Origin of the sequence: Pseudomonas sp. WS 5412, from assembly GCF_012985615.1 — a bacterium.
Lineage (GTDB): Bacteria > Pseudomonadota > Gammaproteobacteria > Pseudomonadales > Pseudomonadaceae > Aquipseudomonas > Aquipseudomonas shahriarae.
The window spans coordinates 58,273-74,110 of the sequence record NZ_JAARMB010000009.1; the positions used below are offsets into that span (position 1 = coordinate 58,273).

The 15,838-nt window shown below is 60.4% G+C and carries 14 protein-coding genes and 4 tRNA genes; 12 read left to right on the plus strand and 6 right to left on the minus strand.

Annotated elements, in window-relative coordinates; all coding sequences use genetic code 11:
• Positions 1-35 precede the first annotated feature (35 nt).
• Positions 36-968 (plus strand): LysR family transcriptional regulator, encoded by a 933-nt coding sequence (locus HBR94_RS13810; RefSeq protein ID WP_170044983.1) that lies wholly within the window; start codon positions 36-38, stop codon positions 966-968.
• 144 nt (positions 969-1,112) lie between these two features.
• Here HBR94_RS13810 and HBR94_RS13815 read toward each other — a convergent pair whose 3' ends face one another.
• Both HBR94_RS13815 and HBR94_RS13820 read right to left on the minus strand, forming a co-directional pair.
• Complete coding sequence (locus HBR94_RS13815; protein WP_057438892.1) at positions 1,113-1,520, minus strand: PA2817 family protein; 408 nt, start codon at positions 1,518-1,520, stop codon at positions 1,113-1,115.
• A gap of 76 nt (positions 1,521-1,596) precedes the next feature.
• Positions 1,597-4,044, minus strand: coding sequence for an acyl-CoA dehydrogenase (locus HBR94_RS13820; RefSeq protein ID WP_170044984.1), 2,448 nt, complete (start codon positions 4,042-4,044; stop codon positions 1,597-1,599).
• Between the two features lie 202 nt (positions 4,045-4,246).
• Here HBR94_RS13820 and HBR94_RS13825 point away from each other — a divergent pair, with 202 nt between their 5' ends.
• The 4 genes from HBR94_RS13825 (at position 4,247) to HBR94_RS13840 (ending at position 7,410) form a co-directional block, all read left to right on the plus strand.
• Complete coding sequence (locus HBR94_RS13825; protein WP_057438894.1) at positions 4,247-4,906, plus strand: transglutaminase family protein; 660 nt, start codon at positions 4,247-4,249, stop codon at positions 4,904-4,906.
• Between the two features lie 43 nt (positions 4,907-4,949).
• Positions 4,950-5,567 (plus strand): glutathione S-transferase, encoded by a 618-nt coding sequence (locus tag HBR94_RS13830; RefSeq protein ID WP_170044985.1) that lies wholly within the window; start codon positions 4,950-4,952, stop codon positions 5,565-5,567.
• Between the two features lie 134 nt (positions 5,568-5,701).
• Positions 5,702-6,634, plus strand: a complete 933-nt coding sequence (locus HBR94_RS13835) for an ABC transporter ATP-binding protein (protein WP_057438895.1) — start codon at positions 5,702-5,704, stop codon at positions 6,632-6,634.
• Positions 6,631-7,410 (plus strand): ABC transporter permease, encoded by a 780-nt coding sequence (locus HBR94_RS13840; protein WP_057438896.1) that lies wholly within the window; start codon positions 6,631-6,633, stop codon positions 7,408-7,410. Before HBR94_RS13835 ends, HBR94_RS13840 begins: the two co-directional genes overlap by 4 nt.
• Before the next feature lie 78 nt (positions 7,411-7,488).
• Here HBR94_RS13840 and HBR94_RS13845 read toward each other — a convergent pair whose 3' ends face one another.
• Complete coding sequence (locus HBR94_RS13845) at positions 7,489-8,034, minus strand: TetR/AcrR family transcriptional regulator (protein ID WP_169989431.1); 546 nt, start codon at positions 8,032-8,034, stop codon at positions 7,489-7,491.
• Between the two features lie 90 nt (positions 8,035-8,124).
• On the opposite strand from HBR94_RS13845, the gene HBR94_RS13850 reads away from it, so the two are divergent.
• From HBR94_RS13850 to HBR94_RS13860, 3 genes are all read left to right on the plus strand, one after another.
• Positions 8,125-9,309 carry an MFS transporter gene (locus HBR94_RS13850; protein ID WP_170044986.1) on the plus strand — a complete coding sequence of 395 codons (1,185 nt, stop codon included), beginning with the start codon at positions 8,125-8,127 and terminating at the stop codon, positions 9,307-9,309.
• Positions 9,310-9,401: 92 nt separating this feature from the next.
• Entirely contained in the window at positions 9,402-10,556 is a 1,155-nt protein-coding gene (locus HBR94_RS13855; protein WP_057438898.1) for a TDT family transporter, read from the plus strand.
• Between the two features lie 67 nt (positions 10,557-10,623).
• Entirely contained in the window at positions 10,624-12,498 is a 1,875-nt protein-coding gene (locus HBR94_RS13860) for an MFS transporter (RefSeq protein ID WP_057438899.1), read from the plus strand.
• A 69-nt stretch (positions 12,499-12,567) separates the two neighbouring features.
• Here HBR94_RS13860 and sugE read toward each other — a convergent pair whose 3' ends face one another.
• From sugE to rdgC, 3 genes are all read right to left on the minus strand, one after another.
• Positions 12,568-12,882 carry a quaternary ammonium compound efflux SMR transporter SugE gene (gene sugE, locus HBR94_RS13865; protein WP_057438900.1) on the minus strand — a complete coding sequence of 105 codons (315 nt, stop codon included), beginning with the start codon at positions 12,880-12,882 and terminating at the stop codon, positions 12,568-12,570.
• Positions 12,883-12,987: 105 nt separating this feature from the next.
• Positions 12,988-13,944 (minus strand): bile acid:sodium symporter family protein, encoded by a 957-nt coding sequence (locus HBR94_RS13870; RefSeq protein ID WP_057438901.1) that lies wholly within the window; start codon positions 13,942-13,944, stop codon positions 12,988-12,990.
• A gap of 147 nt (positions 13,945-14,091) precedes the next feature.
• Entirely contained in the window at positions 14,092-15,012 is a 921-nt protein-coding gene (gene rdgC / locus HBR94_RS13875; RefSeq protein ID WP_057438902.1) for a recombination-associated protein RdgC, read from the minus strand.
• A gap of 159 nt (positions 15,013-15,171) precedes the next feature.
• Between rdgC and HBR94_RS13880 the strand changes: the two genes are divergently transcribed.
• The 4 genes from HBR94_RS13880 to HBR94_RS13895 all read left to right on the plus strand — a co-directional run bounded on the left by HBR94_RS13880 (position 15,172) and on the right by HBR94_RS13895 (position 15,815).
• Positions 15,172-15,247: transfer RNA gene (locus HBR94_RS13880), tRNA-Val, on the plus strand.
• A gap of 19 nt (positions 15,248-15,266) precedes the next feature.
• Positions 15,267-15,343, plus strand: a tRNA-Asp gene (locus HBR94_RS13885).
• Between the two features lie 301 nt (positions 15,344-15,644).
• Positions 15,645-15,720 (plus strand) — tRNA-Val (locus HBR94_RS13890).
• Positions 15,721-15,738: 18 nt separating this feature from the next.
• Positions 15,739-15,815, plus strand: a tRNA-Asp gene (locus HBR94_RS13895).
• The last annotated feature ends 23 nt before the right edge of the window (positions 15,816-15,838 follow it).

A 15,838-nucleotide genomic window follows, 5' to 3' on the forward strand; every position in this document is an offset into this window, starting at 1 on the left:
GATAATCCGCTGAAATCTCAATGGACTTGTGCGTCATGAGCATCAATCTTCCTTTGCCGCTGCTGGGCGAAATGGCGATTTTCGTCAAGGTGGTGGAAACCGGCAGCTTCTCCGAGGCGGCGCGCCAACTGGGGGCGTCGCCATCGGCGGTGAGTCGCAGCATCTCGCGCCTGGAACAGGCCCTGGCCACGCGGCTGCTGCAGCGCACCACACGCAAATTGCGCTTGAGCGAAGGTGGCGAAGAGGTTTTCAAACGCTGCCAGGAAATTGTCAGCGCGGCGCGCTCGGTGATGGAAATCAGCGGTCAGTACACCCACGAAGCCGAAGGACTGGTGCGGGTCAGTGTGCCCAAGGCGGTCGGGCGGTTTGTGGTGCATCCGCATATGCCAGAGTTCTTGCGGCGTTATCCCAAGGTCGATGTGCAGTTGATCCTCGAAGATCGGCAGGTGGATTTGATTGATGACAATGTCGACCTGAGCATCCGCATCACCGATAGCCCGCCACCGGGGTTGGTAGGGCGCCAGTTATTACCGATTGAGCATTTATTGTGTGCCACGCCACAGTATCTGGCCGCCCACGGTACGCCGCTGCATCCCCATGATTTGCTGGGGCACAGTTGCATCTACCTGGGCGAAACGCCGGGGGATGCGCGCTGGAAATTCCGCCAGGCGGGCAAAACAGTGACGGTGGGGGTACGCGGGCGGTATGCGGCCAATCACACGGGGGTGCGGCTGGATGCGGTGTTGCAGGATGTAGGGATTGGCAGCTTGCCGTACTTCACCGCGCGGCATGCCTTGGAGGAGGGGCGGTTGGTGCAGGTCCTGGCGCAATGGGATTTCATTGCCTCGTACCATGGGGATGCCTGGTTGCTGCATTCGCCCACACGCTACCTGCCGCCGAAGTTGCGGGTGTTTATTGATTATCTGGTGGAGTGCATGGCTAAGGAGCCTACATTGCGTCGGCGGTAGGTGCGCGATCGAGAATGTGGAGCAGGTTAGTGTGGGAGCGGGCTTGCCCGCGATGGCTGAGTGTCAGTCGATACATTGGTTGACTGATACACCGCTATCGCGGGCAAGCCCGCTCCCACATTTGGATCTTTGGTGCTTTTGAGATCAGTGCTTGGGCTGGTCGTTGGACATGGCCAGCAATTGCTTTTCCTGGTTCCAGTCGAACGGTTCGTCGTTCTGTTCGGCTTCGAAACGACGTTCTTCCAGGGCCTGGTACAGGTCCAGTTCATCGTCGGGCATGAAGTGCAGGCAGTCACCACCGAAGAACCACAACAGGTCGCGCGGTACCAGATGGGCAATCTGCGGGTAGCGCAGGATGACCTGGCTCATCATGTCCTGGCCCAGGTATTGGCTTTCGATCGGGTCGATGGGCAGCAGGGCCCGCAGTTCATCAAAGCGTTCCAGGAACAGCGCGTGACTTTCCTCGGGAACCTGTTCGGCTTCGCCGACGGCAACCAGGATGCTGCGCAGGTGGTCGAGCAAGACGAGATGATCGGCAACGACGTTGGACACGAGAGTAAGTCCTCAAAAGCAAAAACGGGCGCGAGAGTATATAGCTCTCGCGCCCGTTTTTATATGACGGTTGGTCTCAGCGGACTCTGCCGGGCGCCTGAGCCAGCTCCTCTTTGCTGAAGTCATCCACGTCGATCACCTTGCGCCGCGCCGCTTCCGCGTCGCGCAGGGTCTGCGCTTCAGCCGGTTGCAGCACGCCAGCTTCCAGTGCGGCGTCGATGGCATGTTCCCCAGCGCGCGGCTTGACCTGGCCACTTTTGAGGGCGCTGTGGAGTTTCTTTTGCAGCGGATGGCTGGCACCGAGTAGGTCATAGGCGTGTTGCAACGCGCCGACCGGATCTTCCGCCGATTGCGGGCGATAGCAGCCAGCCAGCAGTTCTTCCAGGGTCGGGTCGCCCTTGGCTCGGCCAATCACTGCGGCGACTTCAGCGTCCAGTGCATCGGACGGGCCTTTATGGCAACGCCCGAATGGGAACACGATGACCCGCAACAGGCAGCCCAGCACTTTGTTGGGGAAGTTGCTAAGTAACTCATCCAGCGCGCGTTCCGATTGGCCAAGGCTTTCTTCCATGGCCCAGGCAAACAGCGGTTCCAGATGATCTGGGGAGTCGAGGTCGTGGTAGCGCTTGAGCGCCGCCGAGGCCAGGTACATATGGCTGAGTACATCCCCCAGCCGTGCCGACAGGCGTTCACGACGCTTCAGCTCACCACCCAGCAGCATCATGCTCAGGTCTGCCAGCAGGGCGAAAGCGGCGGCCTGGCGGTTGAGGGCGCGGAAGTAACCCTGGCTCAAGCGGTTGCCCGGGGCTTTTTCGAAGTGGCCCAGGCCCAGGTTCAACACCAGGGTGCTGGCGGCGTTGCTCACCGCAAAACCGATATGTTGCAGCAACAGCCCATCGAACTCCTTGAGTGCCTGGTCGCGATCTTCACGACCGGCGAGGGCCATTTCCTTGAGGACGAATGGATGGCAGCGAATCGCCCCCTGGCCGAAGATCATCAGGTTGCGCGAAAGGATATTCGCCCCTTCCACGGTGATGAAGATCGGCGCCCCCTGCCAGCTGCGGCCCAGGTAGTTGTTGGGGCCCATGATGATGCCCTTGCCGCCGTGCACGTCCATGGCGTGGCTGATGCACTCGCGGCCGCGCTCGGTCAGGTGGTACTTGAGGATCGCCGAGAGCACCGAGGGTTTTTCCCCCAGGTCGACCGCATTGGCGGTGAGCATCCGCGCACTGTCCATCAACCAGGCATTCCCGCCGATACGGGCCAGGGCTTCCTGGATGCCCTCGAAGGCGGACAGCGGTACGTTGAACTGCTCGCGCACCTGGGCGTACTGACCGGTCACCAGGCTGGTGAACTTGGCTGCACCGGTGCCCACCGCCGGCAGGGAGATCGAACGGCCGACCGACAGGCAGTTCATCAGCATCATCCAGCCCTTGCCGAGCATTTCCTGGCCACCGATGAGGAAGTCCAGGGGAATGAACACATCCTTGCCGGAGTTGGGGCCGTTCATGAATGCCGCGCCGAGGGGCAGATGACGGCGCCCGATTTCCACGCCGGGGGTGTCGGTGGGGATCAGCGCCAGGCTGATGCCCAGGTCTTCTTCCTCGCCCAGCAGATGGTCCGGGTCATAGGCCTTGAAGGCCAGGCCCAGTAGGGTCGCGACCGGGCCCAGGGTGATATAGCGTTTTTCCCAGTTCAGGCGCAGGCCAAGGGTTTCCTTGCCTTGCCATTCGCCCTTGCAGATCACCCCGGTGTCGGGCATCGCGCCGGCATCGGAGCCGGCCAGCGGGCCGGTCAGGGCAAAGCACGGGATGTCATCGCCACGGGCCAGGCGCGGCAGGTAGTGGTTGCGTTGCTCGTCGGTACCGTAGTGCAGCAGCAGCTCGGCCGGGCCGAGGGAGTTGGGGACCATGACGGTGGAGGCGAGGTCGCCGCTGCGGGTCGCCAGTTTCATTGCCACCTGGGAGTGGGCGTAGGCGGAAAAGCCCTTGCCACCGAACTCCTTGGGGATGATCAGGGCGAAGAAACCGTGTTGCTTGATATGGTCCCAGGCCGCTGCCGGCAGGTCCATGGCCTGGCCGATTTCCCAATCGGTGACCATCGCGCACAGCTCCTCGGTGGGGCCGTCGATAAAAGCCTGTTCTTCTTCGGTCAACTGCACCTTGGGGTAGGCCAGCAGCTTGTCCCAGTCGGGGCGGCCGCTGAACAGTTCGCCGTCCCACCACACGGTCCCGGCGTCGATGGCATCGCGCTCGGTCTCGGACATCGGCGGCAATACTTTCTGGAACCAGTTGAACAGCGGGGCGGTGAAATACTGGCGACGCAGGTCGGGCAGCAGCAGGGGGGCGGCGACTACCGCGAGCAGCACCCAGAACACCAGCAGCAACCAGCCCGGTGCGTGGCTGAAGGCGCCCATCGCCAACAGGTAGACGGCGACCACGCCCAGGGCGGGCAGGGGCGCGGTACGACGGTGTGCCAGGTAGGCAATGCCGAGCACCAGAACCAGTATCCACAACAACAGCATATTCAATCCTCCGTGAAACCAGGGGCAGAAGCACCCTCAGAGCTTAGCCGGCATCCGGAAAAGCGGTGCCTGAGGGTGTTACGTGGTGTGGCGGGAAGTGCTCGACAGTCACAGGCAGCAGGCGCCGACATTTGGCCGAATCGTCGTTAACCTTCGGTCGGGCCTGTGGTTAGACTCCAGGCTCGCCTCGGAGAAAATCCCCATGAATGCGTACTTGAGTCCCAGCCGCTTCATCGATAGTGACCACCCCACGGTGGTGGAGTTCGCCGAAAAACATCGCGGTTCGAGCCGTGATCCCCGTGACCAGGCAGTCAGTCTGTATTACGCCGTGCGCGAAGCGGTACGCTACAACCCTTACACCTTCAGCCGCGATCCGCAAACCCTGCGTGGTAGCTACGCCCTGGCTGCCGGGCAGAGCTATTGCGTGCCCAAGGCCACCCTGCTGGCGGCGTGCGCCCGGCATTGCGGCATAGCGTCGCGCATTGGCCTGGCCGATGTGCGCAACCATCTGTCGACCCCGCGCCTGATCGAGTTGCTCAAGAGTGATGTGTTTGCCATGCATGGCTACACGGAGTTGTATCTGGATGGGCGCTGGGTCAAGGCGACCCCGGCGTTCAACCAGCAATTGTGCGAATTGTTCGATGTGCCGCCCCTGGATTTCGACGGAATCAACGACAGCGTTTTCCACCCGTTCAACCGCCAGGGCCAGCGCTCCATGGAGTATGTGGTGGACCATGGGCAATTTGCCGAGGTGCCCGAGGAATTCTTCTTTGCCCACCTGGAAAAATGTTACCCGCACCTGTTTGGCGAGCATTCGCCGCAATTGTTAGGTGATATGCAGAGCGATTTGAGTCGCGGCTGAACCGGCGTATGCTGCTCCGGCATTCATCCACTGGGAGGCGGTCATGCTGAAGATCTGGGGTCGTAAAAATTCGTCAAACGTCAGGAAAGCACTGTGGTGCGCCGAGGAACTCGGCCTGGACTATGAGGCAATTGATGCGGGCGGGGCCTTTGGTGTGGTCGATACACCGCAGTACCGGGCATTGAATCCCAATGGCCGGGTGCCGATGATCGAGGACGGCGAGTTTGTGTTGTGGGAATCCAACACCATCGTGCGTTACCTCTGCGCCAAACAGGCTTCGAGCTGGTACCCCGCCGATCTGCAGGCGCGGGCCAATGCCGAGAAGTGGATGGACTGGACCACCTCGACCTTTGCCGAACCGTTCAAAACGGTGTTCTGGGGCATTTTGCGCACGCCGGCCGAGCGGCAGGACTGGGGCAGCATCCATGCCGGGCGCAATGCCTGTATCGAGGTGTTGAAAACCGTGGACCAGGCCCTGGCTGAGCAGCCCTACCTGTCCGGCAACGAGATCGGCATGGGTGATATTCCCCTGGGCAGCTTTATTTATGCCTGGTTCGAGATGCCGATCGAACGCCCGGCGATGCCCAATCTAGAGGCGTGGTACCGGCGTTTGCAGCAACGTCCGGCCTATCAAAAAGCGGTAATGACCGCGTTGACTTAATACTGACTATTAATACAGGTGACTGTACTTGTGCGGCGCAGGCAAGCACCATGCTTGCCGTGCGCTGCGGTTGTATTAGGTGTGGCGCGCCCTTATCTATTTCTTCTATTCCCTTCCTTGGTGCGTAATCCGATATGAGTTCCGCTCTGTCCATCCGGCAGCTAACCAAAACCTACGGCAACGGTTTCCAGGCCCTGAGTGGTATTGATCTGGATGTCGCCGAAGGTGATTTCTTCGCATTGCTCGGCCCCAATGGTGCCGGCAAATCCACCACCATCGGTATTCTGTCGACCCTGGTCAACAAGACCAGTGGCACGGTGAATATCTTTGGCCATGACCTGGATAAATCCCCGGCCGCGCTCAAGCGCTGCATTGGTGTGGTGCCCCAAGAGTTCAATTTCAACCAGTTTGAAAAGACCTTTGATATCGTCGTGACCCAGGCCGGTTACTACGGCATCCCGCCGAAAATCGCCAAGGAGCGCGCCGAGCAGTACCTGACCCAGCTGGGGTTGTGGGACAAGCGCGACGTGCCATCACGTTCCTTGTCCGGCGGCATGAAGCGGCGCCTGATGATCGCCCGCGCCCTGGTGCATGAGCCGCGCCTGCTGATCCTCGACGAACCGACGGCCGGCGTGGACATCGAATTGCGTCGCTCAATGTGGACCTTCCTCACCGAGCTGAACCAGAAAGGCATCACCATCATCCTCACCACCCATTACCTGGAAGAGGCTGAACAGCTGTGCCGCAACATTGGCATCATCGACCACGGCACCATTGTCGAGAACACCAGCATGCGTAACTTGCTGGGCCAGTTGCATGTAGAGACGTTCCTGCTTGACCTGAAAAACAACCTGTCCGCGCCCCCTGCGTTGATCGGCTACCCCAACCGCCTGGTGGACAGCCATACCCTGGAAGTGCAGGTCGATAAAACCGTGGGCATCACCGCGCTGTTCAGCCAACTGGCCTTGCAGAACATTGAAGTGCAGAGCCTGCGCAACAAAACCAATCGCCTGGAGGAGTTGTTCGTGTCCCTGGTGGAGAAGAATCTGGCGAAGGTGGCGGTATGAATTCCGAGTTCCAACCCAATCTGGTAGCGCTCAACACCATCGTCTACCGCGAAGTGAAGCGCTTTATGCGCATCTGGCCGCAGACCCTGCTACCGCCAGCGATCACCATGGTTCTGTACTTCGTGATCTTCGGGAACCTGATCGGCCGGCAGATTGGCGATATGGGTGGCTTCACCTATATGGAGTACATCGTGCCGGGGCTGATCATGATGTCGGTGATCACCAACTCCTACGGCAACGTGGTGTCGAGTTTCTTTGGCAGCAAGTTCCAGCGTTCCATTGAGGAATTGATGGTTTCGCCGGTGTCGCCACACACCATCCTGATCGGCTACACCCTGGGCGGCGTGCTGCGTGGCTTGATGGTCGGGGCGATTGTGACGGTGCTGTCGATGTTCTTCACCGACCTGCAGGTGCATCACCTGGGGGTGACCATCCTGGTGGTGGTGCTCACGGCGACAATCTTCTCGCTGCTGGGCTTTATCAACGCCGTGTTTGCGCGCAACTTCGATGACATCTCGATCATCCCGACCTTTGTGCTGACCCCGCTGACCTACCTGGGCGGCGTGTTCTACTCGATTACCCTGCTGCCGCCGTTCTGGCAGACCGTGTCGCTGGCCAACCCGGTGCTGCATATGGTCAATGCCTTCCGCTACGGGATCCTGGGCGTGTCGGATATCAAGATCAGCGTGGCGATCACCTTTATGATCGTGGCGACGGTGGTGTTGTATCTGGGCTGCGCACGGCTGCTGGTGAGCGGGCGTGGGATGCGTACCTAAGCCAGGTCTAAAGATGTACGGGCCTGTGTGGGAGCGGGCTTGCCCGCTCCCACATAAGCCCGCATACACACAGTTGGGTCAGGTGTGCAGGGCAATCTCAATCAGCTCATGCAACTCCTCAACCCGCATCGGCGTTGCGTCAAACAGAATCCGAAACACCGTCGGCGCCGCCAGCAGATTGATCAGTCGATCCACGCTGGGCAATGCCTGGCCGCTGCCTTGGTAACGGTCCAGGATCACCTGCAACTGTCCCCCCAGAATCGTCACGCAGTACCCCGGCGTCTGGCTGCACTGCACATCGCGCATCATCGTGCGCCCCGGTTCCGAACTCATCTCGTCCAGGTACTGCTCTGCCCAGGCTTGCAGGTCGCTGCGCAGGCTGCCGGTGTTGGCGGGCTCGCTGTCGGGGCGCATGCGGGCCAGGGCGACGTCGGCGAGCAGGGCTGCGAGGTCGCCCCAGCGCCGGTAGATGGTCGACGGCGTGACCCCGGCCCGTGTGGCAATTTGCGGTACTGTCACGCTGGCGCGCTCTTGCTCTTGCAGTAGCTGGCGCACCGCCGAATGAACCGATTCTTGTACCCGGGCACTACGGCCCCCCGGGCGGAGGCCTTCTTTTATCGCCATGCCAAAACCTTAACACAAAGAATTTGCTTTAAGCGCGACCCAGTAGCACACTGCACAAAAGCAAAATATTAGCTTTAGCGGAGCGTGCCCATGTCCAGCGTCACTTCTCATCGTTCCAGCCTGGTGTTTCTGGCGAGCACCATGCTGACGTTTCTCGCCGCCTCCAGCGCGCCGACGCCGTTGTATCACCTTTACCAGGAGGGCCTGCACTTTTCTGCTGGCACCTTGACGCTGATCTTCGGCGTCTACGCCTTGAGCCTGCTGGCTGCGTTGTTGACCGTCGGTTCGCTGTCGGATTACCTGGGGCGCAAGCCAGCGATCTTTGCCGCGCTGGTGCTGAATATGCTGGCGATGCTGCTGTTTATCTACGCCGACAGTGTCGCCTGGCTGATTGCCGCCCGCACCTTGCAGGGGTTTGCCACAGGCATGGCCACCGCCGTGCTCGGCGCTGCGTTGCTCGACACCGACCGTCGGCAGGGCCCGCTGGTCAACAGTGTCGCGCCATTGCTGGGCATGGCCTGTGGCGCCATGGGCAGCAGTGTACTGGTGGAGTTCGCGCCGCTGCCGACCCAGTTGATCTATTGGGCCTTGTTCGCGCTGATGCTGTTGCAGAGCCTGTATGTCTGGCGCTTGCCGGAAAGCGTCAGCCCCATCCCTGGCGCGCTCGCCTCGCTATGGCCGACCCTGCATGTGCCGGCCCAGGCGCGCCGGGCCTTGTGGCTGTCGCTGCCGGTGGATATCGCGGTGTGGGCCATGAGTGGTTTCTACTTGTCGCTGGCGCCGTCGCTGGTAAGGGCGGCGACCGGATCCACCTCCAACCTGATCGGTGGCGGCCTGGTTGCGGTGTTGACCTTGAGCGGTGCGGTGATGATTTTCAGCCTGCGCAATCGCCCGGCGGACAAGGTCCTGCGCCTGGGAGCCGGCCTGTTGGCCGTGGGCGTCGCACTGATCCTCGGTGCGGTTCACAGCGCCAACCTGAGCTTGTTTTTCTTCGCCACGCTGGTGGCTGGCAGCGGATTTGGCGCAGGTTTTCTCGGCGCGTTGCGCAGCGTAGTCCCCCTGGCCTTGCCCCATGAGCGGGCCGGGTTGATGTCAGCGTTCTACGTCCTCAGTTACCTGGCGTTCTGCCTGCCGACCCTGTTGGCGGGCAACCTGACCCGCAGTTTTGGCCTGATCGCTACCACTTATGGCTACGGCGGGGTGTTGATCGTATTGGCCCTCGGCGCCTTGATTGGCTTGATGAGGCAAGCGCCGGACAAGTCTGCATATAGGTAAAACAGATAACAGTTAGAGATATTACCCGTTATATAGATATTTCTTAGGCTTCTATCATGGGCTCAACCTCATACGAGGAAGAGGATTGAGCCATGACCTGCCCCAATAGCATCACCCCCAGTTACAAACCTTTCAGCCATTTGGCCGCCCCCAGGGAAGTGATTCGCCAGTTCACCCCCAACTGGTTCGCCGCCACCATGGGCACCGGCGTGCTGGCGTTGGCCCTGGCGCAATTGCCGGTGCAACTGCCGGGTGTCTATGCCATCGCCGAAGGGCTGTGGCTGCTGACGATCGTTCTGTTTGTGTTGTTCAGCGGTTTATACGCGGCGCGCTGGGTGATGTTTTTTCACGAGGCGCGGCGAATCTTCGGACACTCCACGGTCTCGATGTTCTTCGGCACCATCCCCATGGGCCTGGCGACCATTATCAATGGCCTGCTGCTGTTTGGCCTGCCGCGCTGGGGCGAGGGCGTGGTGCAACTGGCCGAGGCCCTGTGGTGGCTGGACGTCGCCATGGCCCTGGCGTGTGGGGTGTTGATCCCGTTCATGATGTTTACCCGCCAGGAACACAGCATCGACCAGATGACAGCGGTCTGGCTGTTGCCGGTGGTGGCTGCCGAAGTCGCCGCCGCCAGTGGTGGCCTGTTGGCGCCGCATCTGGTCGACGCCCATTCGCAACTGGTGATGCTGGTGACCAGCTACGTGCTCTGGGCGTTTTCTTTGCCGGTTGCGTTCAGCATTCTGACGATCCTGATGCTGCGCATGGCCCTGCATAAACTGCCCCACGCCAACATGGCCGCGTCGAGCTGGCTGGCCCTAGGCCCGATCGGCACCGGCGCCCTGGGCATGTTGCTGCTGGGCCAGGACGCGCCGGCGATCTTCGCCGCCAATGGCTTTGCCGGTATCGGCGAGATTGCCGCCGGCCTGGGGCTGGTTGCCGGCATCACCCTGTGGGGCCTGGGCCTGTGGTGGATGTTGATCGCGGTGCTGATCACCCTGCGTTACCTGCGTGCCGGGATTCCATTCAACCTGGGCTGGTGGGGTTTTACCTTCCCGCTGGGGGTGTATGCCCTGACCACGTTGAAACTGGGCAGTACCTTGCACCTGGCATTTTTCAGCGTGACCGGCAGCGTGCTGGTCGCCGCGCTGGCCCTGATGTGGCTGGTGGTCAGCAAGCGCACGGTGCAGGGTGCCTATAAAGGTGAGCTGTTTGTTTCACCGTGCATTGCAGGATTGGGGAATAAGTAAGCAGGATTAGGTAAAGTCGTGGCCTGAAAAATCAATAAAGCCTTCAGGCCACGCAGGAACACTGACGATGAGTCACCCCTCGCAATTTACTTTGCTGCGCAAACGGCGTTTTCTGCCGTTCTTCATTACCCAGTCCCTGGGGGCGTTCAACGACAATATTTTCAAGCAGTCGTTGATCCTCGCCATTCTCTACAAGCTGACCATCGAAGGTGACCGCTCGATCTGGGTCAACCTGTGCGCCTTGCTGTTTATCCTGCCGTTCTTCCTGTTCTCGGCCCTGGCCGGGCAGTTTGGCGAGAAATTCAACAAGGATGCGTTGATCCGCGCAATCAAGCTCGGCGAGATCGTGATCATGGCCGTGGGGGCCGTCGGCTTTATGACCAACCACCTGGAACTGATGCTGCTGGCGCTGTTTGCCATGGGCACCCACTCGGCGCTGTTTGGCCCGGTGAAGTACTCGATCATGCCGCAAGCCTTGCGCGAAGAGGAGTTGGTGGGCGGCAATGGCCTGGTGGAAATGGGCACATTCCTGGCGATCCTCGCCGGGACCATCGGGGCCGGGGTTATGATGTCCTCTGCGCAGTACGCGCCGGTGGTGTCGACTGCGATTGTCGCGATTGCCGTGCTGGGCTACCTGGCCAGCCGGGGTATCCCGCGCGCCGCGGCGTCCAGCCCCGAGATGCGCCTGGACTGGAACATCTTCAGCCAGTCCTGGGCCACCTTGCGCCTGGGCCTGGGGCAGACGCCCGCCGTGTCGCGCTCGATTGTCGGCAACTCGTGGTTCTGGTTTGTCGGGGCGATCTACCTCACGCAAATCCCGGCCTACGCCAAAGAGTGGCTGTATGGCGATGAGACCGTGGTGACTCTGATTCTCACGGTGTTCTCGGTCGGTATCGCGCTGGGCTCGATGCTCTGCGAAAAACTCTCCGGGCGTAAGGTGGAAATCGGTCTGGTGCCCTTTGGTTCATTCGGCCTGACGGTGTTTGGCCTGTTGCTCTGGTGGCATTCCGGTGGCTTCCCGCAAAACGTCCAGGCCAACGACTGGCTGGCGGTGTTGGGGTACGGCCAGGCCTGGTGGGTGCTGGCTGACATCCTCGGCCTGGGGGTGTTTGGCGGGTTCTATATCGTGCCGCTGTATGCCTTGATCCAGTCGCGTACCGCTGAAAACGAGCGGGCGCGGGTGATTGCCGCCAACAATATTCTCAATGCGCTGTTCATGGTGGTCTCGGCGATTGTCACCATCGTGCTGTTGAGTGTGGCCAAGCTGTCGATCCCCGAGCTGTTCCTGGTGGTGTCGCTGCTTAATATCGCGGTCAACACCTACATCTTCAGGATTGTTCCCGAGTTCACCATGCGCTTCATGATCTGGCTGCTCGGCCACTCCATGTACCGCGTGCAGCATCGCGACCTGCAACATATACCGGACGAAGGCGCGGCGTTGCTGGTGTGCAACCATGTGTCGTTTGTCGATGCACTGCTGATTGGCGGCGCGGTGCGTCGGCCGATTCGCTTTGTGATGTATTACAAGATCTACCGCTTACCGGTGCTCAACTTTATCTTCCGCACCGCTGGCACCATTCCGATTGCCGGACGCCATGAAGACCTGCAGATCTACGAAAAGGCCTTCCAGCGCATCAGCCAGTACCTGAAGGATGGCGAGTTGGTGTGCATTTTCCCCGAAGGCAAGTTGACTGCCGACGGTGAGATGAACGAGTTCAAGAGTGGTGTGACACGGATTCTCGAGGAAACCCCGGTACCGGTGATTCCCATGGCGTTGCAGGGGTTGTGGGGGAGCTTTTTCAGCCGTGACCCGAACAAGGGGATCTTTCACCGGATCTGGTCGCGGGTGACGTTGGTGGCGGGGCCGCCGTTGGCGGTGGAGCAGGCGACGCCACAGGCCTTGCAGGAACAGGTTGGGGCGTTGCGGGGGAGTGTCAGGTAGGTTTTCGGATTTAAGGGCCTCATCGCAGGCAAGTCGACGATTCGACTTGCCCGCGATAGCGTTAGTGGCTTACGCGCTAATCTTGAGCCCGATCAACCCGGCAATGATCAACGCCACACTGGCCAGTCGGAACAGCGCCATGGACTCCCCAAACAGGATAATCCCGGCAATCACCGTGCCCACTGCACCGACGCCGGTCCAGATGGCATAGGCGGTACCCAGCGGCAGCTCCTTCATGGCCAGCCCCAGCAGGCCGAGGCTGACGGCCATGGCGGCAATCGTCAGGGCGGTGGGCATTGGCTTGCTGAAACCGTCGGTGTATTTCAGGCCGACGGCCCAGCCAACTTCAAACAACCCGGCGAAAAACAGAATGACCCAGGACATAAAGACCTTCCTTTTAGAAGTGGGGTCGTCCCCTGGTAAATGCTCAAACGAGTCGCGGGGTCGTCCCCGCGAAGGTTCGTAGAGTGCCGAAAAGCCCGCAGCCGATCAAGTTTCGGCGAGGGCCTTGCGATCTTCCTTCTCGCTCATCCGGCGGAAATACGTCGACAACAACGCCCCGGAAATATTGTGCCAGACACTGAACAACGCGCTGGGCACCGCCGCCAGTGGCGAGAAGTGCGCACTGGCCAGTGCGGCGCCCAGCCCGGAGTTCTGCATGCCGACTTCCAGCGCCAATGACTTGCGTTGGGCCAGTGGCAGCCCGAATACGCGGGCGGTGAGGTAACCCAGCAGGTAGCCAAAGCTGTTGTGCAGCATCACCACCGCCATGATCAGCAGGCCCGACTCGGCAATCTTCGCCTGGCTTGCAGCCACTACGGCAGCGACGATGGTCACGATGCTGACCACTGAGACCAGCGGCAGCACCTCGACGGCATGACGCACGCGCTCACCCAGCAGACGCTGCGCCAAGACACCCAGCACGATAGGCAGCAACACCATTTGCAGGATCGACCAGAGCAGGTCCATGAACGACACCGGCAACCAGGCCGAGGCCAGTAGCCAGATCAAGGCCGGCGTCAGCAGCGGGGCGAGGAGGGTGGTGATGGAAGAGATGGCCACTGACAGCGCCAGGTCGCCACGGCCCAGCCACGTCATGACGTTGGAAGAGGTGCCACTAGGGCAGCAACCGACCAGAATCACGCCAACGGCGATTTCCGCTGGCAGGTTGAAGGTCTGGCACAGCAGCCAGGCCACGCTGGGCATGATCACAAATTGCGCGATCACGCCCAGGGCCACGCGCCACGGATGGCGCGCGACTTCGGCGAAATCTTCCAGTTTGAGGGTCAGGCCCATGCCGAACATCACCAGGCCCAGCAGCGGCACGATGGCGCTTTTCAGGTCGATAAACCAGTGGGGCTGAAGGAAGGCGAGCACAGCAAAAATCAGCACCCAGTAGGCGAAGGTAGTGCCGGCGAAACGGCTCAAGGCGGCGAGTGCGCGCATGGCGATGTCCTTATTATTAGAGTACTGGGAGTGGTAACCCCATCAACTGTGGGAGCTGGCTTGCCTGCGATAGCGGTGTGTCTGTCAGTGACTCTGTAACTGATACGCCGCCATCGCAGGCCAAGCTCCTACATTGAGCGTGCGCGTTTAGATGCCTTGCGGGGTCTCTTCACCACCCAATGCTTCCACCAGCGCCGGCAGGAAGTCGCCGAAGGTCAGCATCATCAGGGTAAAGCTGGCATCCAGTTGGCCCAGGGCTTCGTCGCCGCCGTCCTGTTCGGCCTGGTCTTGCAGCAGGTCTTCAAACTTCAGGCGCTTGACGGTCATTTTGTCGTCGAGCATGAACGACAGCTTGTCCTGCCAGGCCAGGGACAGTTGGGTCACGACTTTGCCGGTGGTCAGGTGCAGCTGGATTTCTTCGCCGGTCAGGTCCTGGCGCTTGCAGCGCACGATGCCGCCGTCTTCGTGGGTGTCGCGCAGTTCGCATTCGTCGAGCACGAAGAAGTCATCGGCCGGCTTCTGGGTGGTGACCCAGTCGGTCATCACCGCAGTCGGCGCGGTTTTCACGGTCAGTGGGCGTACCGGCAGGGTGCCGATCACTTCACGCAGGGTCGACAGCAGGTCTTCGGCGCGCTTGGGGCTGGCCGAGTTCACCAGGATCAGGCCCTGTTTCGGCGCGATGGCAGCGAAGGTCGACGAGCGACGGATAAACGCACGAGGCAGGAAGGCCTGGATGATTTCATCCTTGATCTGGTCGCGTTCCTTTTTGTAGACCTTGCGCATTTGCTCGGCTTCGATCTCTTCGACCTTTTCCTTCACCGCATCACGCACCACGCTACCCGGCAGGATACGTTCTTCCTTGCGCGCAGCGATCAGCATGAAGTCACCGCTGACGTGCACCAGGGGCGCGTCTTCGCCTTTGCCAAAAGGCGCGACGAAACCGTAAGTGGTCAACTCCTGGCTTGCACAAGGGCGCGCCAGTTTGGTGGCCATTGCAGTTTCCAACGCCTCGGCATCAACAGGCAGATCTTGGGTCAGGCGATAGATAAGCAGGTTCTTGAACCACATGGGGTGAGTCTCTCCTTTATACAAAGTGGGGCATTATTCTCTTGATAAGGCCTGAGGCCAACCCTGCCTAAGCCATTGGAAGGGCTGAAAAAAAAGATTTAAGAAAGTGCTTGCCAGACCAGGGGACGCTCCGTAGAATGCGCGCCACACCGAAACGAAGGGTGATTAGCTCAGCTGGGAGAGCATCTGCCTTACAAGCAGAGGGTCGGCGGTTCGATCCCGTCATCACCCACCATTCGCTTCATGTGTTACGCGCAGCGGTAGTTCAGTCGGTTAGAATACCGGCCTGTCACGCCGGGGGTCGCGGGTTCGAGTCCCGTCCGCTGCGCCATATTTGGTCACCTGGAACACTGAACGCCAGGTCACCACAGAAAGCCCGCTCATTGAGCGGGCTTTTTGCTGTCTGGGATTTGCCTTTCTGTGGGAATGGGCTTGCTCGCGAAGCACCTGAGAGCGCCGCGTCGTTCTTTTGTGGGGTTGGGGCGGGGTAACCAATAGACTCGCATCTACCCGCTACACGCGCCGGTTTTCCGGGGTGTAGGCTGCCGGCGAAAAGATATTTAAAATAAATTGCATTTAAATCAACACATTGCGGATTTTTCGTATATGATGCGCCCCGCACCGAACGTAAAGGGTGATTAGCTCAGCTGGGAGAGCATCTGCCTTACAAGCAGAGGGTCGGCGGTTCGATCCCGTCATCACCCACCATTACGTCCAACGCTACGCGCAGCGGTAGTTCAGTCGGTTAGAATACCGGCCTGTCACGCCGGGGGTCGCGGGTTCGAGTCCCGTCCGCTGCGCCATATTCGGTTACCTGGAACGCTGA